Origin of the sequence: Brevibacillus sp. JNUCC-41 (genome assembly GCF_014844095.1) — a bacterium.
Lineage (GTDB): Bacteria > Bacillota > Bacilli > Bacillales > DSM-1321 > Peribacillus > Peribacillus aracenensis.
The window spans coordinates 4034620-4060558 of the sequence record NZ_CP062163.1; the positions used below are offsets into that span (position 1 = coordinate 4034620).

The following is a 25939-nucleotide window of genomic DNA, read 5'->3' on the forward strand; positions in this document are numbered from 1 at the left end:
AAAAAATTAGAAATCAACCAAGGCTATAGAATAGGGGATAAAGTAATTTATTTGAGAATCTTAGTGAAATTTTCTAAAAAATTAGAATTTGAATCCACTATAAATGAAAGCGCTAGCAACAAAGTGCTTTCTTTTTTTTGTTTTTAAAATTTTTAAATGAGTACTTAAATAACTGATAAATCAGCATTAGAGTGAACAAACACCTAAGAAAATCAAACTGCAATAATAATTTACATATTACATTCTTTGTTTAGGCATGGTTCTTGCAAAAGTATAGTACACAGCAAAACTCTTATAGAAAGGGTAATGAAATCCTTGGAAATATGCCTCGTGGGGAAAATTTTTTTCATCTGGGCTATGCAGTAAACATTCAAATTACGACTCATTGGGAGGGATTATATGTTAGCTATTTTAGGTTTCTTGACAATAGGGGTTTTCCTTTACCTCATTATGACAAAACGTTTATCAGTCTTGATTGCTCTGGTGTTGGTGCCGATCGTTTTTTCTTTAATTGGCGGATTTGGCTTGGGGATAGGAGAAATGATGTTAGCTGGTATCGTAAAGGTTGCTCCTACGGGAATTATGGTGGCTTTTGCTGTTTTATATTTTGGACTGATGATGGATACGGGTTTGTTTGATCCAATCGTATCTAAGATGCTTCTTATCGTGAAAGGAGATCCCTTAAAAGTGGTGGTGGGCACGGCTGTTATCACAATGCTTGTATCCTTGGATGGGGATGGTGCTTCTACTTTTATGATAACTGTTTCCGCTTTCCTTCCTCTTTATAAGAGATTGAAGATGAATCCTCTCATTTTAGCAGGTGTAGTTGCTTTGGGCGCCGGTGTCATGAATCTTGCACCATGGGGCGGTCCAACAGCAAGGGCGATGGCAACTTTAAATGTCACTTCTGCTCAACTGTTTAATCCTATTCTACCTGCTATGGTTGCAGGTGTCCTATGGGTGTTGTTTTCATCCTATTTGCTTGGAAAAAGAGAAAGGGAAAGATTAGGGATTATAGATATGGGGGAAAAGGACAACATAGCTTTTCAAGAATTAGCGGCAACGACGTTAGAATTTAAGCGACCCCAACTTTTTTGGTTCAATCTTATTTTGACACTGATTCTTCTCATCGCTTTAATCAAAGTATGGCTTCCACTACCTACTTTATTTATTATTGCTTTTACAATTGCTTTATTGGTGAATTACCCAAACCAAAAACAACAGATGGAGCGGATCACAAGTCATGCAAACAACGTTGTTATGGTTTCGACCATGATTTTTGCGGCGGGGATTTTTACCGGTATTTTGACCGGAACAAAAATGATTGATGCTATGGCGTTTTCAATGGTGTCGGTTATTCCTGAAGCGATGGCGGGCTACTTGCCTATTTTGACAGCTATAACAAGCATGCCTCTAAGTTTAGTTTTTACACCGGATGCTTACTATTTTGGAGTTTTACCTATCATTAGTCAAACCGCTTCTACTTTTGGAATTGATCCCATCGAAGTGGGCCGGGCAGCTATACTGGGGCAAATGACAACCGGCTTCCCATTAAGTCCATTAACAGCCTCTACGTTTATTCTTATAGGAATGACAGGCGTTGATTTAGGGGATCATCAGCGTTTTATTTTTAAATGGGCATTTGGAACAACAATTATCATGACTATCGTAGCCCTGCTAACAGGAGCTATTACTATTATTTGAGGTGATTATGTTGATTAGAATCGGTTCAGGTGCAGGATTTTCAGGTGATCGGTTGGAACCCGCACTACTCCTTGCAGAAAAAGGGAATTTGGATTATCTAGTGTTGGAATGTTTGGCTGAACGGACAATCGCGCTGGCGCATAAGCGAAAAAAAGAGAATTCTTCATTGGGCTATGATCCGCTGCTTGAAAAGCGGATGGAGCTTTTACTTCCAACACTCATTCAAAATGGTGTGCGCTTAATTACAAATATGGGAGCAGCCAACCCGGTCAGTGGTGCTGAAAAAGTAATTGAAATTGCCCAACGACTAGGTCTTTCTATCAAAGTGGCGGCTGTGACAGGGGATGATGTATCGTCATTCCTGGATACAGAGGCACAGACTATGGAAACAAATAAGCCTCTACATTCATATGGCCCAATTTTATCGGCAAATGCCTATCTTGGTGTGGAAGCTATTTTACCTGCGTTAGAAAAAGAAGCAGACATTATTCTGACCGGGAGAGTGGCGGATCCATCCTTATTTTTAGCGCCAATGGTTCACCACTTCGGCTGGTCGGTTGACGAGACAGATTTGATTGCAAAGGGAACCATTATTGGCCACCTTTTGGAATGCGGTGGTCAAATTGCTGGTGGTTATTACGCAGATCCTGGGAAAAAGGATGTTCCACACTTGGAGGACTTAGGATTTCCGTATGCGGAGGTACGAGCAGACGGTTCTGCCTTGATTGCAAAAATTTCAAATACAGGTGGAGTTATCAATCTAATGACGGCGAAAGAACAGCTTTTATATGAAGTCACAAATCCGAACGAATACATTACACCTGATGTAATTGCAGACTTTATGTCAGTAAAGCTTCGAGAGGCAGGACCGAATCGAATTGAAGTAACAGGAGGGAAAGGAAAGAAACGGCCGGAAACGTTAAAAGTAAGCGTCGGTTACCATGCAGGGTTTATAGGAGAAGGAGAAATTTCATATGCAGGTTCAAATGCATGGGGACGGGCACAACTAGCTGGAGACATTATGAGAACGAGACTTGAGAAGAGTTTTGATGAGTTGCGGATTGATTATATCGGTGTTTCATCCACACACCGGAATACGTTTGGGCAATGGAATGAACCATACGAAGTCCGACTAAGGGTCGCAGCTAAAGCACAAAGTCTAAGCGAAGCCGCTAAAATTGGTGAAGAGGTTGAATCTCTTTACACAAACGGGCCAGCCGGTGGAGGAGGAGCAAGAAAGTATACACACGAAGTTTTAGGAATTGTTTCTTCTCTACTTCCTCGTGAAGAAATTGAAGTGAGTGTTGTAATAAAGGAGAGTGTACTGCATGAAGAGAAAACTATATGAGCTTGCCCACAGTCGCGCCGGTGATAAAGGGAATATTTTGATGCTTTCGCTTATTCCATATCATGAAAAAGACTATTCCCTTTTATGCAAAGAAGTAACAATAGAGAGAGTAAAACAACATTTTAAGGACATTGTTGATGGTGAAATTTTTCGATACGAGCTTCCAAATATCGCTGCACTTCAGTTCGTTTGCCATCAAGCTTTGCTTGGCGGAGTTACAATATCACTCGGTATGGATACGCATGGGAAAAGTTTGAGTTACGCCTTATTGGAGATGGAAATAGAGTTACAAGAAGCGTTATAGGAGGGGGATAAAAAAATAAGAAAATTTATAAATGGTATCGGACGTTATATCATCTGATTGTCCTCTTATATTTTGATTTTCTGGAACAAGTAACTCAGGTGCGTTAAGTGGTATAAGAAGGAGCTGTTCCAAAAAACTGTTCTTAAGATAAAAATGTTCGTTCATGAGCAAATCTAAAGATATATAAATGTGGTTCTTAGCCATACTAATAAAGATTAAAATTCGTTAGGAGGCAATATAATGGGAAGATCAAACAATCATAAACCATCTAGCAGCAAAAAGGCGTTACCTCAAACTCCCGAAAACTTAAAAATAGAACCGGATCGTGTTGATGAAGAGTTTTCTCGTGAGCTAGGTGAAAGTGGGAAAATTAGAGCTACAAGACCTAAATGAAACAAAAAAAGTGAAAGATACAGACTTATTTTTACACTCCTTTTTAATGTAAGTAAAACAAAAAAATCGCGCTGTTTTTTTATTTTCTTATAGAATCAAAGGTGTGTTAGTGAAACAATAATCGCAGAACGGAAGTGGTTTGGCGAAAAAACTTTGCAAGTTTACTTAAGAGATCGATTTTATAGTTAATGAAAAAAGGATCTTCAATGTGGAGATCCTTTCATGCTGTTTCTTCAACTAAAGTTAATCTTAGTCGAAGAAACAGTGTCACTTTAATAAATATCAATAGTACACCTTTGAGAGAAATACGAATAAACGGGTCATCTTAAGACAACTTAGTTGAAACTTCTATAAGTTAAACAGAATAAATTATTAGTCTTGTCTATGTTAATAAAATAGACATGTTTTGATTGTAATTTTTTTGTATAAGAAAAAACACCTTACTGAGATGTTTTTTTAGATATTGATCTTCTTTACCTTGTTCCTTACATACCTTACTTCAAAATCTGGAATATCAAAGCATGCATGACGTAATCAGCCTTTGATTCTAGAGGGCTTGCCATCCTCCAATTTAGCCGAAATAAGCCCAAGTACCACTCCAAGCAACGCACCTGCTCCAACTTCCACAGGCTGATGTCCGAGCAGTTCATTCAGTTCTTTCTCACGCTCCACATACTCAAAGCTCGGAAACTCTCCCGAAAATTTCGCCATATTATCTTCAAGATCATTCACAAGCTTGGCAATTTCCCCTGTATGGCGCCGAATCCCTTGAGCATCATACATCACAATCACGCCAAACACTGTGGCAAGCGCTGTTTCCGTATGCAGCCAGCCTTTATTCGCTGCCACATATGATGCCAGTGCAGCCACACCGGCGGAGTGCGAACTAGGCATTCCACCTGTTGTGAAAGCCTGCTTCAAGTCCCACTTTCCCGTCAGCTTATAATGCGTAAAAATTTTCAGCCCTTGCGCAATCCCGATTGCTGACAGCGCCGTTAAAATTCCCCGATTCATCTTTTCCATGAGCAACTCCTCCACTCCACTCCAGACCAGTCCAACCCAATCCAGGATATTATCTTCCCTCTTTTGATACCCCAATAATAATTTTTATATGCAGCAGTCCCATGATTATCGGCTGTTATTAAAGGTCAAGCTTCATGTAAATAATGACCCTTTTTTTCAGTGTCCGTGTTAGGCTATTTCATAATAATTATTTATAGGATGGGTACCTTAAGGAAAATATATAAAGGAAGGTAATTAACATGGTGTTAAGGTGGCAATGGAATGAACAAGGTCAAGGATATAAATCCGGAAGAGCAAAAAAAGATCATGGAGGTAACCGAGCGAATGTCTTTCACGAAAAACTTCAGATCAGCTACTGCTGAAGAATGGTTTGTTTTCATTCCCGGCTTTAATGATCCAGTTACTGAAGGAGCTGCTGGAAAGGCTATTGTTCACTACAATCTATATGGAAACAAAGATATGTTCATTAACACGACGGTCATTCTGGATGACCCTGTTCTATTTGAGGTGGAAAATTTTCAGCTGGTTTACTCTATTTGTGATGAACTTATAAATCGTCTAGTGGGGTACGCTGATACTTTACTGTCCGTACACGCAGGTTCAAATTCTTACAATGCTGAGTACAAACGCTAATGGTCGAGAACAAGGGGGGAAAACAGTGCATCATAATCTGGTTCAGTCAATAATCGAACAATCGGTCATGCTTAAAAGTGAAGCAGATTGGGATAAGCTCGTTCAACAAGTTAAAAATTCAAAATTTGTATTGCTAGGTGAGGCATCGCATGGAACATCCGAGTTTTATACGGCCAGAGTCGAAATAACAAAAAAACTGATTCAAGAAAAAGGGTTCACCTTTGTAGCCGTTGAAGGCGATTGGCCCGCATGCCAGGCAATCAATAGGTATGTTAAAGGCTATGACAAAGTATTTAATTCGGCGAGGGATGTGCTAAAGATTTTTGACCGCTGGCCGACCTGGATGTGGGCAAACGAGGAAATGATCGACCTGATTGAATGGATGAAGGAATACAATGAGTCTGGACAAAATCAAACGAAAGTTGGATTTTATGGAATAGATATTTACAGTCTTTGGGAATCCATGGATGAAGTTATCCATTACTTAAAACAAATTGATTCACCTGACCTCGAGGCTGCAAGACGGGCGTTCACCTGTTTTGAGCCATTCAATCGGAATAATGAAGAGTACGCAGTTTCTGCAGGCATTTTTTCTGAAGACTGTATAGAGGAAGTAGCCAAATTACTGACGACTATTCAACGGAAAAAAGAAAAATACCCCAATCATGAAGAATTGAATTTGAACCTTCAAGTGAATGCATTAGTAGCGTATAATGCAGAAAATTATTACAGGACAATGGTGGTTCACGATGATAAATCATGGAATATCCGAGATATGCATATGGTGGATGCACTAAATGAAATAATGGATTTTTACGGTTCAAAAGGCAAGGCGATTGTATGGGAACATAATACCCATGTTGGCGATGCCAGCGCTACTGATATGAGAGATTCCGGGATGATTAACGTAGGCCAGGTCATTCGTGAACAAAACCCAGCTGAAGATGTATTTATCATAGGTTTCGGAACCTATAAGGGAACTGTCATTGCAGCAGATGAGTGGGGTGTTGATCTTGAAATAAAAACAGTACCTCCTGCAATGAATGGAAGTTGGGAGGAGGCAATGCACCTTTCGGGGGCTTATGATAAGTTGCTCATTTTCACCGATGAAAATCGGCAGTTATTCCAAGATAGGATTGGACATCGGGCGATTGGAGTTGTATACAAACCGGAATATGAACAATATGGAAACTATGTACCTTCTGTAATGTCAGAAAGATATGATGCTTTTATTTATATGGATGAAACTCAGGCACTTCACCCGCTTGTTCATAAAACAGCACCCGTTGTGTAATAAATTTCAAGCCCTTAATAACATTTCAGGTTATTAAGGGCTTGTTCGTGCTTATACCTATTGACCAATGTTGGTGTGTTATGAAAATTGTCCTCGCCAAAATGAAAAATATCATTGCCCCAATGACTGTGAAAGATGCAGAACTTTTGCTGCTGAATATAAATCTGATCCTTGCAGGAAGTGTCAAAAGAATGTTTAACTTTTGTAAAACAATACCAAGACATGTTAGTAAAGAAGGTAGTAGACCCATAAATTCTGGTTTTTTCCTTTTTAAGAGCGAACTTAAAAGTATCGTGTGGAAAAAGTCGACAAAAAGAGCATCAAATGGTAATGATGTTCCAGGGTCTGATTGTATCGTTAAAGAACAACCTAAGATTAATAGTATGATCCCATCAAATACAGGGTAATGTTTGTTTTATTCACATTGAACACACTTATTCATTCATTAATTCTTTTATCATTAAAAGATGTGGACCGCCATCTTCCATAAAGACATCGGATGAAGTCTGATAGCCGAGTTTTTTATAAAAACCCTCTGCTTGTGTTTGTCCATGTAATTTAACCTTGGATAGTTCCTTTTCCTTTGCAATCTCTTCTAACGTTTTAATTATTATTTTTCCAAGGCCAAATTTACGGTAAGGCTCCAAGATGCAAATTCTCTCCAATTTACCTAAACCATCAACAACTCTTAACCTTCCAGTTCCGACTGGTTTTTCATTATAATAGACTAATATGTGTTCAGAAGAAGCATGAAGTTCATCATATTCATCAAATTCAGTTTCTAATAGGAAACCTTGCTCCTCAACAAATACTTCTTTTCTGATATGAAAGGCTATTTTTAAATCATTTTCTGTAGTAATTCTTTTTGATTCCAATGTTCTTCATTCCTTTTCTAGATTTATGTAATAAGACAAGTCATAATAAATGTATATCCTTTTTTATTATAAACGAAATTATTTTTGTTGTAAATACAACAAAAAAGTTAGGGGCACTTTGAATGAAAGAAATACTCCGTGAAATTGGAATGATAGCAAGGGCATTGGACTCTATAAGTAATATTGAATTTAAAGAATTTGACCTTACAAAAGGGCAATATTTGTATCTTGTCCGAATATGTGAAAATCCAGGAATCATTCAGGAAAAGTTAGCAGAAATGATAAAGGTTGATCGAACTACAGCGGCTCGTGCCATTAAAAAACTTGAAATTCAAGGTTTTATTGAAAAGAAAAATGATGAGGGCAACAAAAAAATTAAAAAGTTATATGCTACTGATAAAGGTGAAAAGGTCTATCCCTTTTTGAAAAAAGAAGGAGAGTATACCGACAAGATTGCATTATCTGGATTTTCTTTGGAGGAAACGGAAACGATGTTGCTCCTTCTCCAAAGGGTCAGAAAAAATATTGAGGTAGATTGGGAATTTGTGAAAAAGGGAAATAAAAGGGGATATTGATGCTTATAAGTCATCACTGAATCATGGATGTCTAATTGGTTAGCATCAATGGAACGGTTGTTGATAGATTTATAAAGAGAGGCTCAATTCCGATTGGTAATTGAGCCTCTTTCTTATTATCCAGCTACATTTTCAGTAAACTGACTATTGTAAAGATCTGCGTAGAAACCATTCACCCTTAAAAGGTCAGAATGCGTTCCCTTCTCTATCACTTTTCCTTGATCCATAACAAGAATCAAATCTGCATCCTTAATCGTTGAGAGACGATGGGCAATGACAAAGCTCGTTCTTCCTTCCATCAGTCGGTTCATGGCTTTTTGGATAAAGACTTCGGTCCGAGTGTCCACACTAGACGTCGCTTCATCCAAGATCATGATTGGTGGATCTGCTAGAACAGCTCGGGCGATTGTCAAAAGCTGCTTTTGGCCTTGTGAGATGTTCGAAGCTTCTTCGTTTAAGACTGTTTCATAACCATCTGGCAGTGTCCGAATGAAATGGTCGGCATGAGCCGTACGAGCAGCTGCGAAAATTTCTTCATCAGTTGCTCCATTTTTGCCATAAGCGATATTTTCTTTAATCGTGCCATTAAAGAGCCAAGTATCTTGAAGAACCATCCCAAAGCTCTTTCGAAGATCACTACGGGACATACTCCGTGTATCAAGACCATCAATATTTATCTTTCCACCATTGAGTTCGTAAAATCTCATCAAGAGATTTATCATGGTTGTCTTTCCAGCACCAGTCGGTCCAACAATTGCGACCGTCTGTCCAGACAAGACATCGATGTTCATATCTTCAATTAACATTTCTTCCCCATATCCAAAGTCCACATGTTCGAAAGAGACTGCACCATTTGCCCTTTTTATGTGAGCTGTGGTTTGTTCTTTCATTTCCTCTTCTTCATCAAGTAGTTCAAAAACACGCTCAGCTGCTGCAACCGTTGACTGAATAATGTTTGCGATGTTAGCCGTTTGTGTGATTGGCTGGGTGAACTGCTTTGAATAAGTGATGAATGCTTGAATATCACCAATTGAAATCGAACGTTGCGTTACCAATATTCCTCCGACAACACTGATGAGGACATAGCTCAAATTTCCGATAAAGAACATCAGGGGCATGATGATACCAGATATAAACTGTGCTCTGCTTGCCGCTTTATACAATTCTTCATTAACCGCAGTAAACTGGGCACTCGCCTTTTTTTCATGTCCGAATGCTTTAACGACTTGATGGCCGGTATACATTTCTTCAATGTGCCCATTTAATTGTCCGAGTTTACGTTGTTGATCGGCAAAGTACTTTTGGGATTTTTTCAAAATAGGCCGGATTGCAAATATTGATAAAGGTAAGCTGACTATCGAGATTAATGTCAATAACGGGCTAATTGAAAGCATCATGATGATAATCCCCAAAATCGTTACGATTGATGTGATGAACTGCGTCAAGCTTTGCTGAAGGGTGCTCCCGATTGTATCAATATCATTTGTCATTCGGCTAAGTGTTTCTCCGTTTGGACGTCCTTCAAAATATTTGAGTGGAAGTTTCTCGAGTTTTTCGTTAACATCTTCTCGAAGATCATATACCGTTTCTTGTGCAACACTTGACATAATGTATTGTTGTACATAGTTGAAAAGGCTGCTTAAGGCATACAGTCCAGCAAGGAGTAAAAGGATATGGCCAATTTTATCAAAGTTAATGGCTGCTCCTGGTATTCCTTGGAATTTCCCGTATGCTCCTTCGAATAATTCCGTAATTGCCGTTCCCATGATTTTTGGTCCGACAATCATAAAAATCGTACTCATGATTGCAGCAAAGAACACGGCAATCAATTTGTTGCGCCGAGGTTTTAAATAGGTCAAAAGACGTCTAAGTGTTCCTTTAAAATCTTTTGCTTTTTGACCCATCATCATCATGTTACCGCCACCAGGACCATGCCCAATATGACCGCCGCTTTGAGGTTTTTTTTGATTACTCATGCAATTTCCTCCTCCGTGAGCTGTGATAAGGCGATTTCACGGTATATGTCGTTTGTACTTAGCAACTCTTGGTGTGTTCCCATACCTACAATGTGTCCTTCGTCTAACACAATGATTCGATCAGCGTCAACCACCGTACTGACACGCTGGGCAACGAGTAGTACCGTCGAATTTTTCGTTTCTTCTTTCAAGGCTGCGCGAAGTTTGGCATCCGTCTTGAAATCAAGTGCAGAAAAGCTATCATCGAATATATAAATATCGGGTTTCCGAATGAGTGCCCGCGCAATCGAAAGCCGCTGTTTTTGCCCGCCTGATAGGTTTGAACCGCCTTGTTCGATTTCTGCCTGATAGCCGTCTTTCATGTTGTTGATAAAATCTTCCGCTTGCGCAATCCGAGCGGCATGCTCAACTTCATCTTGTGTGGCTGTTTGTTTTCCAAAGCGAATGTTTTCAGCGATCGTACCTGAAAAGAGGACGGCCTTTTGTGGTACAAAGCCAATTTTTGAACGAACTTCTTCTTGTGATGACTTACGAATATCAACACCATTGACGCGGATCGTTCCACTTGAAATATCATAGAAGCGAGGGATCAAATTGACGAGCGTTGTTTTCCCTGAGCCTGTTCCGCCGATTATTGCGGTGATTTCACCAGGACTTGCAGAAAAACTAATATCCGATAATGCAGGTTCTTCTGCTCCTGGATAACTGAACGTCACATGATCAAATTCAATTGTACCGTGTTCACGATCTGCCTTTTCTGTCCCCTCATCAAGGAATGAGGGTTTCATGTCAAGGACTTCGTTTATCCTTTTTGCCGATACGGCTGCTCGTGGAATCATAACGAACATCATGGATGCCATAACGAGAGCGAACATAATTTGCATAACATATTGGATAAATGCCATTAAATCCCCGATTTGCATACCGCCGTTATCAATACGAACTCCACCAAACCAAATGATGCCAACAACCGTCAAGTTCATTACAAGCATCATTACAGGCATCATGAAGGCCATGATTTTATTGACCTTGATCGAGACATCCGTCAATTCTTTATTCGCTTTCTTTAGACGTTCTTTCTCTTGCGTTTCACGATTGAAGGCTCGAATGACGCGAATGCCAGTTAAATTTTCTCGTAATACAAGGTTCAACCGGTCTAATCGCTTTTGCACTGTTTGAAAGAGCGGTACACCTTTATATAGAATAAGCAAGATCGACCCAATCAATAAAGGCATTGTGACAACAATGACAAGTGATAATTTTGCATCCATGGATACAGCCATGATCACTCCGCCGATTAACATGATAGGTGCACTGATAACCATACGAAGCATCATGATAACCACTTGCTGGACTTGCGTTATATCATTGGTCGTCCGTGTAATCAATGACGCCGTACCGACTTCATCAAATTCTTGTAACGAAAATTTTTCAACATGATTAAAGACTTTCAGGCGGAGATCGCGTCCCATTCCCATTGCCGCTTTGGAAGAATAGTAACTTGCGATTATGGATGCACAAGCGCCAAGTGCGGAAACCAACAGCATCAAACCACCGATTTTCCAAATGTATGGAGTGTCTCCTTGAACGACGCCTTTGTCAATAATATCAGCCATTAGTGTAGGCAAAAAGAGGTCCGACATGGATTGAATAAAAACCAGACCGATAACTGCTGAAATAATCCACTTATAAACGGATAAATTTTTCAGTATTTTCATCATTTTGAACACTCTCCCTGTTCGGTAGCTTGTGCTTCTAAAAAGTTTGAAATTTGAAGATGCGTTGCTAGCAACTCTTCAAACTGTTCTTCGGAAAGCATTTCAATGGCCGTTTGAAAGACTTGGTGAATGCTTCCTTCGTGAAAATGAATCGTTTTTAATAAATTTTTCCCCTGATCGGTGATTGACAACTGAATCTCACGCCGGTTGCCCTCCACATGCTCACGATGGAGCATGCCTGACCGAACGAGACCATCGACCGCTTGGCTCAAGGTGCTTTTTGGAAGAAATGTTTTCTCTCCGACATTTTTTTGAGTGGTCTCTTTGTAAAGGGTAATGGTCATCAATATGGAGTATTGAGGAACTGTTAATCCACTTTCTGCGGCTGTCTTTTGAACGAACCGCATAATATTTTTCTGCACGTTCCAAAATGAACGCAATAGTTGTACGGAACGCATTTGTTTTTCATTCTCCACTTAACATCACCATTCTTTCTGTTTTGAACTGTTCCATTTTGAACATTTAATTTTATGAATCATTTTAATTTACAGCTATTATTCCGCTTAGTCAACAAAAAAAGCGATCAAATAATTTCGGTGTTTACCTAGACTTTGGTCGTACATAAAACCCTAGTAAAAATCTGAGTGGTCTTGGCGATTCATCATTGTTTTCGCGTGAAAACACCCACTTATTCATGTACTTGATTCAATGGACATCAAAATGTCCTTTTAACAGAGTGAAATTAGTTGGAAATTTGAGATAAAAAGTGGTAGGATAATATTGCATTGAGTTAGTACCAGGTAATAATACTAGATGATAACGCATTTGAGGGTGTTATATGGCAAGCATACATACATAAACGAGATTTTTCTTCCTTAGATAAATAACCGGATTTAAGTTTGTATTAACCGAAAAATGTTTTGATTTTTAGGAGGGATGATGACATATGGTTGAAAACCGTCATCTACAGGCAGGTCTAAGTGATGATCAGGTGCTTGAGATGTATAGAATAATGTTATTGGCAAGACGTATAGATGAACGGATGTGGCTGTTGAACAGATCTGGAAAAATTCCTTTTGTCGTTTCTTGTCAAGGGCAGGAAGCAGCTCAAGTGGGAGCTGCATTTGCATTGAACCGTGAAAAGGATTATGTCCTTCCTTATTACCGGGATCTCGGTGTGGTTCTTGCGTTTGGGATGACCGCAAGGGATTTAATGTTATCCAGTTTTGCAAAAGCAGAAGATCCAAATTCGGGCGGGCGTCAAATGCCTGGGCATTTTGGGCAAAAAAAGAATCGCATCGTGACGGGATCTTCGCCAGTTACCACCCAAGTGCCACATGCAGTGGGGATTGCACTCGCTGGAAAAATGGAAGGAAAAGATATTGTTTCATTCGTTACATTCGGAGAGGGTTCATCAAACCAAGGGGATTTCCATGAAGGAGCGAATTTTGCAGGTGTACATAAACTTCCGGTTATCTTGATGTGCGAGAATAATCAGTATGCCATTTCCGTACCGATTGAAAAGCAATTGGCTTGCGGGAAAGTGTCAGACCGGGCCATTGGTTATGGCATGCCAGGGGTGACAGTCGATGGAAATGACCCGATCGAAGTATACCGGGTGGTGAAAGAAGCGGCCGATAGAGGCAGGCGTGGTGAAGGACCAAGCTTAATCGAAACGGTTTCATACAGGCTTACGCCACACTCAAGCGATGATGATGATAGTCAATACAGGTCGCCTGATGAAGTGTCAGAGGCCAAAAAAATAGATTCGATCATCACTTTCGGTGCCTATTTAAAAGAAGCTGGAATCATGGATGATCAAATGGAGAAACAAATGAACGAGGAAATAATGGAAGTTGTGAACGAAGCGACGGATTATGCGGAAAATGCTCCATTTGCAAATGAAGACACGCTCTCAAATTACGTTTACGCAGGTAAGTAAGGAGGAAAGAAGATGGCAGTGATATCTTATATAGATGCCGTGATAATGGCGATGCGGGAAGAAATGGAACATGATACCCGTGTATTTGTATTAGGTGAGGACGTAGGGGTAAAAGGCGGCGTGTTTAAAGCGACATCAGGGTTATACGAACAATTCGGGGAACAGCGTGTCATTGATGCCCCGCTTGCTGAATCCGCAATCGCAGGAGTCGGCATCGGCGCGGCCATGTATGGAATGAGGCCGATTGCGGAAATGCAATTCGCTGATTTTATCATGCCAGCAATCAACCAAATCATTTCGGAAGCTGCAAAAATCCGTTATCGCTCCAATAATGACTGGCATTGCCCTATCGTCATCAGAGCTCCATACGGCGGGGGTGTACATGGGGCGTTATACCATTCACAATCCGTTGAGGCCATTTTTGCCAATCAACCGGGACTTAAAATCGTCATGCCCTCTACACCCTACGACGTGAAAGGTTTATTGAAAGCAGCCATTCGCGATGAAGATCCGGTCCTTTTCTTTGAACATAAACGTGCCTATCGCCTTATTAAAGAAGAAGTGCCGGATGATGATTATGTTTTACCGATTGGTAAAGCGGATGTAAAACGTGAAGGCGATGACGTTACAGTGATTACTTACGGCCTTTGTGTTCATTTTGCGCTCCAGGCAGCTGAAAGGCTGGCCAGTGATGGCATATCCGTTCATATACTTGATTTACGAACCGTTTATCCATTAGATCAAGAAGCCATTATGGAAGCTGCGTCTAAAACAGGAAAAGTCCTATTGGTTACTGAAGATAATAAGGAAGGAAGCATCATCAGTGAAGTATCGGCGATCATTGCAGAAAACTGCCTCTTCGATCTCGATGCCCCAATCATGAGACTCGCAGGCCCGGATGTCCCAGCGATGCCATATTCACCATCATTGGAGAAATCCTTCATGGTGAATCCTGAAAAAGTGGAAAAGGCACTGAGGGACCTTGTTGCCTATTGAACGAATGAAATAGAACAAACAAAGCATCCCCCATCTGGGGGATGCTTTGTTTGTTCCCATATTGGATCATGCAGATGAAAAACCAATTAAGGAAATTGCCAAGGATGTCCGTGAAACTGGCCAAAAAGTACACATGAATAAAAAGATCATTGAAACGCCATTTGAAATTCGTGGTATTATATGGTAAAGAATTCTAGTTAAAGGAGCTTAAGATGAATACTGGACAATTCTCCAATAATAAACTATTAGATATGGTGTTTGAGAGTACATATTATGGAATTGTAATTGTCGATAGTAATGGGAAAATTCAATACATTAGCAATAAATATTGTGAATTTTTAAATGTTGAACGCGACACAGTGATTGGTGAACATGTGACGAATATAATTGAAAATACAAGGCTACATCTTGTAGTGCAAATAGGTAAATCCGAAATTGCTGACATACATTTTCTTCGTGGTGATTTTGTTATCGCAAATCGCATTCCTATCATTGAAAATAATGAAATAATTGGTGCAATCGGGACAATCATGTTTCGTGATCTTGATGATTGGAATAAAATGAATAGTCACATCAAGGAGATCTTGACAAAACATAATTTTTACAAAAATGAAATAGGCGTTACAAATGGAGTGAAATATTCCTTACATAACTTAATTGGAAATTCTCAAGAAATACAACAGTTAAAAGAACGTGTGAAAAGGTTGGCTAGAGGTGATATCTCTGTTCTAATTAGAGGAGAAAGCGGTACAGGCAAGGAAATAATAGCACATAGCATTCATCAGCTAAGTGGAAGAAGCGACAAACCGCTTGTGAAAATAAATTGTAGTTCAATTCCGGAACACTTGTTAGAATCTGAACTTTTTGGTTATGAAGAAGGTGCCTTCACAGGGGCAAAAAAGGGAGGTAAAATAGGAAAGTTTCAATTTGCTGATGGTGGAACGGTTTTCCTTGACGAAATTGGTGATATGCCTCAGCAAATGCAAGTCAAGTTATTAAGGGTCCTTCAGGAGAAAGAGTATGAGCCTGTAGGTTCGCTTTACCCCAAAAAACTAAATGTTCGAGTGATTGCTGCAACAAATCGCCCTTTAGAAAAATTGGTTGAAGAAAAGCTATTTCGTGAAGACTTATTTTATAGAATTAATGCTGTCCAATTATTTGTTCCTCCTTTAAGAGATAGAATGGAAGATATCCCTTTACTTGTAGATTATTTTTTCAAAAAAATCACAGCTCGAATGGGGAAACGAGTATCCTCCATACACCCAGAGGTGATTTCATTAATAGAGCGCTATAACTGGCCAGGGAATATCAGAGAACTAGAGAATGTGATTGATGCAGGTGTTCACCTATCAAATGAAGAGTTAATGGGAAAGGATGCTTTACCTGAGTATCTTAAACTTCATAATGTGAATACGAAAGAATTAAGTTTAAAGGATTGTGTAGAGGAAGCAGAAAAGAAGGAAATCGAAAAAGCGTTAAGGAGGTTTAAGTTTGATAAAAAAAGGGTTGCGGAAGCTCTTGGGATAGGGAATTCCACCCTTTACGATAAAATTAGAAAATATAAGATTTCTGACCAATAAAAATAAATCCGGGATTTCAGAATTCAATCCGAAATCCCGGATTTATTTTTTGATTTCCATATTAATGTTGATATGGTTCACATAACTGGAGAAACAAGGCTATAAATTATGAAAAACAATGAATGAAAAATCAGCTGATCTTACTTCAGTTGATTTTTTCCTTGGTTATTTTCCGAAAAATCAGAAAATAAGTCATCGGCTTTTCCTCGATTATTAAGGTGAGTAAGTTTTTTTCCGTTTTGGAATGAATCTTGCATCCAAATTAGAAGAAAGGAGGAAAGAAAATGATAAAGGCGAGTGGTCAATTCAGCGGCCTTGTAGCCTGAATTTTGTCTGTATTTTTTAAATTGAAAAGGAGGAATTTCATTGGATGTCGGTTTTATCACAAGAAAAATGGCGAATGATTTAAATAATATAAATTCTAGAAAAATAGCAATACAAGAAGAAGCAGGAAAGTCGATGACGTACATGGATCTCCACCTTAAATCAAATGCGTATGCAAACAAGCTTTACGAAATTGGAGTGCGAAAAGGGGATCGTGTCGGTATTTTACTTTACAACTGTCTCGAATATTTTAGTCTATATTTTGCCATTGCGAAAATCGGTGCAATTGCAGTTCGACTTAATTTTAGGCTTTCAAGTGCAGAGCTTGAGTATGCATTAAATGATTCACAGACAAAAATATTGTGCTTCCATTCTAACTTAGCCAATCAGCTGGAATCAGTGTGTAATCATGTTTCTGTTGAGCGTTATTTTTGTCTTCCTCATAGAAATGGCCCAACCCCAGGATGGTCTGAGTCATGGAGTGTACTAGAAAGTGGTTCGGTAGATGAGGTCAAAGTCGATAGCATTAAATTAAACGATCCAGTCATGCTTATGTATACATCAGGAACAACGGGAAGACCTAAAGGTGCGATTTGGACACATGATACAACTTTCTGGTTTTCCACGATACAAGCACTGAAATGGAAATTTACAGGGCAAGAAGTTGCGATGACGACAGGACCACTATATCATGTTGGGGCGATGGAAGATATCGCACTTCCCATTCTACTGATGGGTGGAAGGGTAATAATTACAAAAAGCCAAGAATTCGAGATTGGAAGAATTCTTTCCGTTATTGAAGGGGAAAATGTGACCGATTCTTTTTTATTCCCTTTCATGATTTATGAAATGCTAAATTTGCCTGAAATTGAAAAGTATCAGCTGAAATCTTTAAAAACCATTTATACAGGTGGTGACCCGCTAATGCCATGGGCACTGGAACAATTAAAAAAGAGGTTTCCTCAAATTGGAGTTGTTCAAGTTTACGGGTTAACTGAAGGACAGCCAATTGCGGCTTCGCTTGAACCAAAAGATGCTTTTACAAAAGGCCATACCGTTGGGAAGCCGATGCCACTTACAGAAATAAATATTATCGATGAGGCTGGAACGCCTTTGCCAGTTGGTGAAATTGGTGAGATCGCTATTAAAAGTCCAGCGGTTTCTGAGGGTTATTGGAGGAAACCAGATGCCACAATGGAAACATTCGTGAATGGGTGGTGTAAAACAGGAGACATGGGAAAGTTCGATCATGATGGGTATCTATCAATTGCAGGCAGAAAAAAAGATATGATTCGGAGCGGTGGTGAAAACATTTACTCAGCGGAAATTGAAGATGTCTTATACCGCCATGAGGAAGTGAAGGAAGTTTCTATAATTGGTATTCCTGATCCCAAATATATTGAGGCTGTATGTGCTGTTATTGTTAAAAAAGAAGGAGCCAAACTTACGGAGGAAGATGTTGTTAATTACTGTAAGGAACATCTTGCTAGCTACAAAAAACCTAGAAAGGTCACATTTGTTGATGAAATACCACGTACCCCATCCGGGAAGGTCCAAAAGTTTATTCTTCGTGAACAATTTAATGGTATGGATAAATAAGGGGTTTATGGAAGGTTGAAAAAGGCTTTGTGAATACATTATTTCACCTTGTTTAAAAAATCACATAACCACAAGGATTCTATCATAGATATCTGGGTTCACCCACCGATTCCCGTTTTTCAATAATGACAGAGTATTTGGAACCCACAAGTACACTTTAGGTTTAGGAGGAAAGACGATGAAGAAGAAGGATCAAGTTGTTTCATGGTCAAAACAGAGTAATATTGCAACGATCATTATTGATAATCCACCTGTTAATGTATTAAGCGCAGATGTTATAGAACAATTGAATCTTGTGGTGGATGAAATTGAAAGCGATTACAATGTTAAGGTCATTATACTTACCGGTGAAGGAGAAAGAGCTTTTGTTGCTGGAGGGGATATTAAAGAATTTCCAGCATGGATTGGAAAAGGAGTGGAAGAAGGAAAGGGGAAATCACTTTGGCTTCAGGAACCACTTAATAAAATTGAACGGTTATCAAGACCAACTATTGCTGCAATCAATGGATTAGCACTAGGTGGGGGATGTGAACTTGCCTTAAGTTGTGATATTCGAATTGCGGAGGAACATATTAGGATTGGGCTCCCTGAAATTAAATTGGGATTGTTTCCAGGTGCAGGGGGGACTCAAAGACTTCCTAGACTGATAGGTAAAGCCAAAGCAAAAGAAATGATCTTTACTGGAGAGCCACTGAATGCAGAAGATGCCAAACAAATAGGGCTTGTTAATCATGTTGTGCCAAAGGGTGAATCTTTAGAAAAAGCAATGGAAATTGCAAAAGGTATTTGCAATTATTCTTTACAATCTTTAACTTTTGCAAAGCATTCTATTGATTTTGGTTATGAACAAACACTTGAAGATGGACTCGTGATTGAGGCTGGAAATTTTGGTCATGTTTTTCAGACTAGGGACGTAAAGGAAGGAGTTGAGGCCTTTGTCAATAAAAGGAAGCCAAACTTCATTGATCAGTAAGCCCTCATGACCAAACCAGTGGCAGGTCATTTTTTGCTCTTTTCGTAAAGATTGTTGTTTTTAAAACAAAACGATTTAAGGTTGATTGGAGCGCAAGTGCGAGACTCCTGCGGGAGCAGCGGGACAGGTGAGACCCCACAGGCGTTTACGCCGGGGAGGCTCACCGCCCGCCCCGCGGAAAGCGAGCATCTGGAGGGGAAATCAACCACACCGCTTTACTTGGTAAATAGCAACAACGTATGCTAAAACAGCCTTTTTTTAAAAAGATCCTGATGCCGGGATTGGAAAAATGGCAGATTCTAAAGTAACTCATCTTTGTTAGAAACAGTGGATTTACTCGGGAAATTAATTAGGGTTCTTTACAAAATGTGCACTGGAAAACGGTCCTATAATACCCAATAAGTCTCGGGGCAAAGCATTCAAACTAGCAACAAATGATAACAGATATATTTGGAGAAAAAGGGGGAAATCGAATTGGATGTAATGATCATTATTATTTCACTAGGATTACTTATGTTTCTAGCATATCGAGGATTTTCCGTTATACTTTTTGCACCATTGTGCGCTTTGTTTGCTGTATTTTTAACGGATCCTGGACATGTTTTACCTTTCTTCTCTAATATATTTATGGTTAAGTTGGTTGAATTTGTTAAATTATATTTCCCGGTTTTTTTGCTAGGTGCTATTTTTGGGAAACTGGTTGAAATAAGCGGTGTTGCAAAGAGCATAGCAAAAATTATTGTCCGTTTTATTGGGGCTAAACAAGCCATTCTAGCCATTGTGATAATGGGCGCAATCCTGACATATAGCGGAGTTAGTTTGTTTGTTGCTGTGTTTGCCATCTATCCATTTGCTGCTCAGCTGTTTCGCGAGGCTAATATTCCAAAGCGATTAATTCCTGCGACAATCGCAGTTAGTGCATTTACCTTTTCCATGGATTCACTTCCAGGATCTCCACAAATTCAGAATGTCATTCCAACTGGTTTCTTTAAAACTGACATCTATGCGGCACCGATATTGGGGATTATTGGGGCAATATTTATCATTTCCTTAAGCCTATTATACTTAAATCATTGTCGACATAAGGCAGCTAGAAATGGTGAAGGGTATTTTGGAATTGGTGATAAAGCTATTGATAAGGAAGCTGCTGAAGCAGAATTGGCAGCCAGTTCTGCTATATCAATGGAAACGACTAATAAGTTGGGGATGGATTCTGAAAAAGCTATAAGTAGAAAAGACTGGCTTGCTTTTATTCCGTTGGTGTTAGTCGGGGTGATGAATAAGTTTTTTACTGAGTCTTTTCCTCTTTGGTATGCCAAAGGATTCGATTTTGCTACGATTGGATTAAAAGATTATGGTATTGTCGATATGTCTAAAGTTATTGGTGTCTGGTCTGTGGAGATGGCTCTTATTCTCGGGATAATAGCAATCGTCTTATTAAATTTTAAAGCTGTCAAATTAAATTTCAATTCGAGTATTAATATTGGCATTAGTGGGGCATTGCTAGCAACCATGAATACGGCAACCGAATATGGCTTTGGGGGTGTGATTGCAGCTTTACCCGGCTTTACTGTGGTACAAGATTATCTCACTGGAATGTTTTCGAATCCTTTAATTAATGGGGCGATCATGACAAATGTTTTGTGTGGCATTACTGGATCGGGATCTGGTGGGATGAGCATTACGTTGAGCTTAATGGCGGATACGTATATACAAACTGCTGCTCATTTTGACATTCCGTTGGAAGTTTTACATCGTGTCATTTCTATGTCAGCAGGTGGATTTGATACTTTGCCGCATAACGGAGCTATAATAACTCTTTTAGCTGTTACGGGACTCACACATCGCCAGGCATATAAAGACATTTTTGTTATTACCATTATAAAGACACTTGCTGTATTCTTTGTAATTGGTATATTCAGCTTGTTTGATATCGTTTAACTATTTCCAGTTGAACATAGCAAAATACACTTCCATTTCTAGCTTTACCCACTTTTTATATGGAAAAATACATCTCCTAAATGAAAAATTTTTATTCGTGTTGATTTTAAGAAATATCACTAAATTATATAGTCTTCAATATTTAATATCCGAATATTCAGACTGATAAATCGGTCACAAATAAAGGAGATGAAATAATGTTTAATAAATATTTCCATCAATATGAAGTCGGCGAAACATGGATGTCGAAGGGACGTACTATAACCGAGGCTGATTTAGTAATGTTTTCTGCATTTAGCGGAGACTGGTTTCCCCTCCATACTGATAAGGAGTATGCAGCAAATACACAATTTAAGCAACGCATAGCCCACGGAATGCTTATACTTTCGGTTGCAACCGGCTTATCTCATTTTGAACCGGGAATCGTTGTTGCATTTTACGGTTTGGAGAAAGTTCGATTTATAAATCCAACCTTTATTGGGGACACGATACATGTAGAATTAAAGGTGATTGACCTTTTTGAAAAGGGCTATCAAGGTGTTGTAACAGTCATCCAAGAAATAAAAAAACAAAACGGAGAAACTGTAGCCATAGCCAACATGAAAATAATGGTCAATTCTGATGCCAATGTGAAAATATAGTAGTCAATTAAGGTAACCCCAGCTTTGGACTGCTTATGGATGGAGAGGAATTCGGAGTGAAAGTATTACCCCAAAAGAAATACTGCGTCCTTTCTCATTTTTAAGATTAAGGCAAGCCTATAGACCGGCTTGCCTTCTTTAATGCTCTCCAGCTTTTTTTTAGTTTTTTAAAACATGAAATAAACATAAAACGCTACCGAGCTAAAATAATAGGAGAAATCGCACTGAAGATTCCTCTCTTCATTGACCTGCAACTGCTAGGAGACCAACAGACTGATAGCCTTAATAAAGGCTGGATAAAAACGCCAAAATGAATGATTAGTTAAGCCATGCTTTTTACAATTGCAAAAGATTGTTCGAACGATACATGCCGCTCCCTTTATCTTGAAGGTTTGCTAACCGAATTTGGCGGAAAATAACTTTCAGTACTTAAATAGCAAGATTTTATATGAAGTCCTTAACAATGTTTGTCATAATAAGAAAGTAGGAAGGGGGAATATCATGCTTCGATTATACGGGGCTTTAATCGGCCTTAGTTTGATATGGGGTTTATCGTTCGTTTTCATGAAGTGGCTGCTCCCGTCAGCCGGTATTTGGGGGATTGTGTTTCTCCGCTGTTTGGCGGGTGCTGTTGTTCTGCTTCCCGTATTATGGTGGAAGCGCAGTGAAATTAGCTGGAAATTACCATGGACAGCTCTGGTCGTTGTCGGGATCTTCAATTGCGGATTAGCATGGGGTTTAATAGCTTTAAGTGAAACAGAGATTAACAGTAGCACGGCATCAATTCTTAATGCAACCACCCCAATCTGGACGGGGGTCATTGGATTTATCATTTTTTCTTATGTTTTAACCGCCCGACAATGGATGGGCATTCTTATTGGTTTTTTCGGAATTCTAGTATTGATGGATTTTCAAGTCGGTCAGCTTTTCGGCAAGGAATTCATTGGAATTGGTACAATGCTGCTAGCGTCCACCTGTTATGGTTTTGCCGGCCAATATACGAAAAGATTTCTTTCCAGTACAAGCATATTGGTCATTACTACATTTACGCTGCTCACGGGTGCCTTTATCGGTTTGATCGGGATGTTTTTAACAGGGCCGATTAATCCAGTGATGTTGATGGACCCGCTAACGATTTTCTCCATAGTCGGTCTTGGGTGCTTTGGCTCTGGGATCGGCCAGCTGATCTATTTCTACATCAATAAAAATGGCAGCCCGGAGTTAGCCGCAACGGTTACATACCTGATTCCTGCAAGCGCTATGGTTTGGGGCTATGTCCTGCTTGGAGAAGCGATTAATCCTCATGTAATTATTGGCCTGCTGATCATTTTCGCAGGGGTTTATCTTTCTTCTAAGAAGTCAAATAAAAAAGATGGTGCTGACTCTTCATCCGGAAAACAAGGGGAATTGCGTCAAGTAAAATAAGGAACCAAACCGAAATAGCCCTCCAAGGTTTTCTCTTTACCTGGGGGGCTTTCGTATTGAAATACTGATTCAATTTAGCAAGACAAGTGATTGATCGTCATTGCCGCGACTTATACCTATAGATAGTAACCCATATTCGGAATGGCATTTGCTTTAGAATGGATATTCTGTTTCCATCTCTTTCGAAAGATATTTAGAACTAAATGAAAATTGACAGAAGTTATTTCGTCTTTGAGATATATTAATTTGAGATAAGTTGTTGACAGTGAATTTCATTCATGATAAATTATCTTTAAGTAAAGATATATTAATTCAAGATAATAAAAATTATGTAAAGCCTTTTCTAACCCCTTTAATGAATAGCCACTCTTCTTGAAGGAAAAATATAGGGGATTAATTCAAATGTTGAACATCCAAAAATTGATCGTTTTAATGGGAGGAATAATTTATGAATGGATTAAAAGGTATTCACCATGTCACGGCCATAACAAGTAGTGCAGAAAAGAACTATGAATTTTTCACAAATATATTAGGCATGCGTTTAGTCAAGAAAACAGTTAACCAAGATGATATCCAAACCTATCACCTGTTTTTTGCCGACGATGTTGGCGGTCCAGGTACTGATATGACATTCTTTGATTTTCCTGGTATTCCTAAAGGAGTGCATGGCACTAATGAGATTTCAAAAACATCCTTCCGTGTACCGAATGATGATGCATTGGAGTATTGGGTTAAGCGGTTCGACCGTTTAGAAGTAAGTAATAAAGGAATTCAGGAACAGTTTGGTAAAAAGATCATTTCATTTGTGGATTTTGATGATCAGCAATATCAATTAATTTCCGATGAAAACAATAAAGGGGTTGCAGCGGGGATTCCTTGGCAAAAAGGACCGATTCCCCTCGAATATGCCATTACAGGATTAGGACCAATTTTCATTCGAATCGCCAACTTCGATTATTTTAAAGAAATGATGGAAAAAGTACTATTATTCAAAGAAATAGACAAGGAAGGATCATTTCACCTATTTGAAGTAGGGGAAGGTGGGAATGGTGCACAAGTGATTGTTGAGCATAACTCAATCCTTCCTCAGGCACGGCAGGGTTTTGGGACTGTTCACCATACAGCCTTCCGTGTTGAAGACCGTTCCGTTCTGGAAGAATGGATCAAACGAATGGAAAGCTTCCAATTTCATACGTCCGGTTATGTTGATCGTCACTTTTTTGAGTCGCTTTACGTACGAGTGGCGCCACAAATATTATTCGAATTTGCCACGGATGGTCCTGGATTTATGGGGGATGAGCCGTATGAAACGCTTGGGGAAAAGTTATCTTTACCACCGTTCTTGGAACCGAAAAGGGATCAAATCGAAAAGTTGGTCCGTCCCATTGATTCAGTAAGAAGCACAAAGGAATTCATTAAAGAATAACCATTAGCGAATGATATATTGGTTTATGCTCATACTAAAACAGGTAGAAATAAAAAATGGGAATAATCATTTGAAATAGAAAACATGTTCTGGAGGAATGAATCGTGACAAAAGATTTTTACACGGCTATTAAAGAGAGACGATCATATTATGGGATCAATAAAGAGATTCAAGTATCGGATGAGAAAATTAAAGAAATTGTTGAATTTGCGGTAAAACACACGCCATCGGCTTTTAATTCCCAATCTTCCCGCCTTGTTGTTTTGACTGGCTCGGCCCATGATAAATTATGGGATATTACGACGCAAGCTTTAAGGAAAGCTGTTGGTGAGAGAGATTTCTCTGGCACTCAACAAAAAATGGATTCCTTTAAAGCGGGATATGGGTCAATATTATTCTTTGAAGATGAATCTGTTGTGAAATCACTTCAAGAACAATTTGCAGCGTATGCGGATAACTTCCCAATCTGGTCACAACAAACATCAGGCATGCATCAATTAGTTGTTTGGACAGCACTTGAAGCAGAAGGAATGGGGGCAACTTTACAGCATTATAATCCACTAATTGATGATGATGTGAAAAAAGAATGGGATGTCCCGAGTAATTGGAAATTGATTGCGCAAATGCCATTTGGAAATCCAACAGCTCAACCAGGTGATAAAGAATTCAAACCACTTGAGGATCGTATAAAATTTTATAAATGAGTGAGATGCTAAATATTTCTACAGAGAGCCAACCCTGATTGGCTCTTTTTTTCGTTGTTCCGTGATATCTTGACAATGACTATGTCAGCAAACAAAACCTTCTTGAAACCGCGTTTGACCGATTTCATTATGCTGAAGAGATGAGAAGCCTTTTTGAGGGGAAACTCGTTTTTGATTTGTCCCAAGACTTGTTTCTGATCAGTCGAAAGTATCATGAACAATAGGTTTCCAATATACACTGGTACTCTCCATGGTAACATGAGTACAGTTATTCTGTTTAATCCAATCCACTAACTGTATTAGAAAAACAGTTTTTGTTGAAACGTTTGAATCTCCTTTCCTTCTGGTGTCATAATACATGCAGTAATAGTGTCCTTAGGGACATCCATACCACATGCTCTTTCAATGTCTACTTCCATTGAAAACATCCTTTCTACGGCTCTCAATATAATTGGAGGCTGGTGCAAAAACCAGATTAGGATTGATCTACCATGTGTGCTTCCCGTAAGGGAGCGACAGTCAGTGGTGTACCTTGGTCGTTGGAG

The 25939-nt window shown here is 39.2% G+C and carries 24 protein-coding genes and 2 pseudogenes; 20 read left to right on the top strand and 6 right to left on the bottom strand.

The window, feature by feature from the left end; translation table 11 throughout:
- Positions 1 to 399 precede the first annotated feature (399 nt).
- From JNUCC41_RS19655 to JNUCC41_RS19670, 4 genes are all read left to right on the top strand, one after another.
- The gene (locus JNUCC41_RS19655) at positions 400 to 1704 is read left to right on the top strand and encodes a CitMHS family transporter (RefSeq protein ID WP_192204446.1); all 1305 of its coding nucleotides are present in this window, start codon (positions 400 to 402) and stop codon (positions 1702 to 1704) included.
- A gap of 7 nt (positions 1705 to 1711) precedes the next feature.
- Positions 1712 to 3052, top strand: coding sequence for an acyclic terpene utilization AtuA family protein (locus JNUCC41_RS19660; protein ID WP_342615568.1), 1341 nt, complete (start codon positions 1712 to 1714; stop codon positions 3050 to 3052).
- A complete protein-coding gene (locus JNUCC41_RS19665; RefSeq protein ID WP_192204448.1) occupies positions 3033 to 3356 on the top strand; it encodes an AtuA-related protein in 324 nt (107 codons plus the stop codon). The genes JNUCC41_RS19660 and JNUCC41_RS19665 overlap by 20 nt, the downstream gene beginning before the upstream one ends.
- Positions 3357 to 3596: 240 nt before the next feature.
- Positions 3597 to 3749: a YfhD family protein gene (locus JNUCC41_RS19670; RefSeq protein WP_076368975.1), complete on the top strand. Its 153-nt coding sequence runs from the start codon at positions 3597 to 3599 to the stop codon at positions 3747 to 3749.
- 534 nt (positions 3750 to 4283) lie between these two features.
- On the opposite strand, the gene JNUCC41_RS19675 is transcribed toward JNUCC41_RS19670, so the two are convergent.
- Positions 4284 to 4772, bottom strand: a complete 489-nt coding sequence (locus JNUCC41_RS19675; protein ID WP_192204449.1) for a divergent PAP2 family protein — start codon at positions 4770 to 4772, stop codon at positions 4284 to 4286.
- 261 nt (positions 4773 to 5033) lie between these two features.
- Between JNUCC41_RS19675 and JNUCC41_RS19680 the strand changes: the two genes are divergently transcribed.
- The 3 genes from JNUCC41_RS19680 to JNUCC41_RS19690 are packed head-to-tail and all read left to right on the top strand — an operon-like array spanning position 5034 to position 7106.
- The gene (locus JNUCC41_RS19680; RefSeq protein WP_192204450.1) at positions 5034 to 5405 is read left to right on the top strand and encodes a hypothetical protein; all 372 of its coding nucleotides are present in this window, start codon (positions 5034 to 5036) and stop codon (positions 5403 to 5405) included.
- Positions 5406 to 5430: 25 nt separating this feature from the next.
- Positions 5431 to 6699: an erythromycin esterase family protein gene (locus JNUCC41_RS19685; protein ID WP_228467381.1), complete on the top strand. Its 1269-nt coding sequence runs from the start codon at positions 5431 to 5433 to the stop codon at positions 6697 to 6699.
- Between the two features lie 47 nt (positions 6700 to 6746).
- Positions 6747 to 7106: a hypothetical protein gene (locus JNUCC41_RS19690; RefSeq protein ID WP_192204452.1), complete on the top strand. Its 360-nt coding sequence runs from the start codon at positions 6747 to 6749 to the stop codon at positions 7104 to 7106.
- Between the two features lie 27 nt (positions 7107 to 7133).
- Here the strand turns inward: JNUCC41_RS19690 and JNUCC41_RS19695 are convergent, their stop codons facing one another.
- A complete protein-coding gene (locus JNUCC41_RS19695) occupies positions 7134 to 7574 on the bottom strand; it encodes a GNAT family N-acetyltransferase (protein WP_192204453.1) in 441 nt (146 codons plus the stop codon).
- 122 nt (positions 7575 to 7696) lie between these two features.
- Between JNUCC41_RS19695 and JNUCC41_RS19700 the strand changes: the two genes are divergently transcribed.
- The gene (locus JNUCC41_RS19700; RefSeq protein ID WP_192204454.1) at positions 7697 to 8149 is read left to right on the top strand and encodes a MarR family winged helix-turn-helix transcriptional regulator; all 453 of its coding nucleotides are present in this window, start codon (positions 7697 to 7699) and stop codon (positions 8147 to 8149) included.
- Between the two features lie 116 nt (positions 8150 to 8265).
- Here the strand turns inward: JNUCC41_RS19700 and JNUCC41_RS19705 are convergent, their stop codons facing one another.
- Genes JNUCC41_RS19705 through JNUCC41_RS19715 form a run of 3 tightly spaced genes read right to left on the bottom strand, consistent with a single transcriptional unit; the run spans position 8266 to position 12319 of the window.
- The gene (locus tag JNUCC41_RS19705) at positions 8266 to 10125 is read right to left on the bottom strand and encodes an ABC transporter ATP-binding protein (protein ID WP_192204455.1); all 1860 of its coding nucleotides are present in this window, start codon (positions 10123 to 10125) and stop codon (positions 8266 to 8268) included.
- On the bottom strand, positions 10122 to 11846 hold the full coding sequence (locus tag JNUCC41_RS19710) for an ABC transporter ATP-binding protein (RefSeq protein ID WP_192204456.1): 1725 nt from the start codon (positions 11844 to 11846) through the stop codon (positions 10122 to 10124). The genes JNUCC41_RS19705 and JNUCC41_RS19710 overlap by 4 nt, the downstream gene beginning before the upstream one ends.
- Positions 11843 to 12319: a MarR family winged helix-turn-helix transcriptional regulator gene (locus JNUCC41_RS19715; protein WP_228467382.1), complete on the bottom strand. Its 477-nt coding sequence runs from the start codon at positions 12317 to 12319 to the stop codon at positions 11843 to 11845. The genes JNUCC41_RS19710 and JNUCC41_RS19715 overlap by 4 nt, the downstream gene beginning before the upstream one ends.
- A 470-nt stretch (positions 12320 to 12789) precedes the next feature.
- Between JNUCC41_RS19715 and JNUCC41_RS19720 the strand changes: the two genes are divergently transcribed.
- From JNUCC41_RS19720 to JNUCC41_RS27475, 12 genes and pseudogenes are all read left to right on the top strand, one after another.
- Entirely contained in the window at positions 12790 to 13785 is a 996-nt protein-coding gene (locus JNUCC41_RS19720; protein ID WP_192204457.1) for a thiamine pyrophosphate-dependent dehydrogenase E1 component subunit alpha, read from the top strand.
- A 12-nt stretch (positions 13786 to 13797) separates the two neighbouring features.
- Complete coding sequence (locus JNUCC41_RS19725) at positions 13798 to 14781, top strand: alpha-ketoacid dehydrogenase subunit beta (protein ID WP_192204458.1); 984 nt, start codon at positions 13798 to 13800, stop codon at positions 14779 to 14781.
- 46 nt (positions 14782 to 14827) lie between these two features.
- Entirely contained in the window at positions 14828 to 14968 is a 141-nt protein-coding gene (locus JNUCC41_RS19730) for a hypothetical protein (RefSeq protein WP_192204459.1), read from the top strand.
- A 25-nt stretch (positions 14969 to 14993) separates the two neighbouring features.
- Entirely contained in the window at positions 14994 to 16361 is a 1368-nt protein-coding gene (locus JNUCC41_RS19735; RefSeq protein ID WP_192204460.1) for a sigma-54 interaction domain-containing protein, read from the top strand.
- Between the two features lie 366 nt (positions 16362 to 16727).
- A complete protein-coding gene (locus tag JNUCC41_RS19740) occupies positions 16728 to 18284 on the top strand; it encodes an AMP-binding protein (protein WP_192204461.1) in 1557 nt (518 codons plus the stop codon).
- Between the two features lie 178 nt (positions 18285 to 18462).
- Positions 18463 to 19257: an enoyl-CoA hydratase/isomerase family protein gene (locus JNUCC41_RS19745; protein ID WP_192204462.1), complete on the top strand. Its 795-nt coding sequence runs from the start codon at positions 18463 to 18465 to the stop codon at positions 19255 to 19257.
- Positions 19258 to 19731: 474 nt separating this feature from the next.
- Positions 19732 to 21198 (top strand): GntP family permease, encoded by a 1467-nt coding sequence (locus tag JNUCC41_RS19750; protein WP_192204463.1) that lies wholly within the window; start codon positions 19732 to 19734, stop codon positions 21196 to 21198.
- Between the two features lie 197 nt (positions 21199 to 21395).
- Positions 21396 to 21839, top strand: a complete 444-nt coding sequence (locus JNUCC41_RS19755; protein WP_192204464.1) for a MaoC/PaaZ C-terminal domain-containing protein — start codon at positions 21396 to 21398, stop codon at positions 21837 to 21839.
- Positions 21840 to 22340: 501 nt separating this feature from the next.
- Positions 22341 to 23264: a DMT family transporter gene (locus JNUCC41_RS19760; RefSeq protein WP_192204465.1), complete on the top strand. Its 924-nt coding sequence runs from the start codon at positions 22341 to 22343 to the stop codon at positions 23262 to 23264.
- A 448-nt stretch (positions 23265 to 23712) separates the two neighbouring features.
- Complete coding sequence (locus tag JNUCC41_RS19765) at positions 23713 to 24690, top strand: ring-cleaving dioxygenase (protein WP_192204466.1); 978 nt, start codon at positions 23713 to 23715, stop codon at positions 24688 to 24690.
- Between the two features lie 104 nt (positions 24691 to 24794).
- Positions 24795 to 25394 (top strand): nitroreductase family protein, encoded by a 600-nt coding sequence (locus JNUCC41_RS19770; RefSeq protein ID WP_192204467.1) that lies wholly within the window; start codon positions 24795 to 24797, stop codon positions 25392 to 25394.
- An 86-nt stretch (positions 25395 to 25480) separates the two neighbouring features.
- A pseudogene (locus tag JNUCC41_RS27475) lies at positions 25481 to 25612 on the top strand (TetR/AcrR family transcriptional regulator); the annotation flags it as partial.
- A gap of 1 nt (position 25613) precedes the next feature.
- Here the strand turns inward: JNUCC41_RS27475 and JNUCC41_RS27480 are convergent.
- Positions 25614 to 25813: pseudogene (locus tag JNUCC41_RS27480) on the bottom strand (IS110 family transposase); the annotation flags it as partial.
- Between the last annotated feature and the right edge of the window lie 126 nt (positions 25814 to 25939).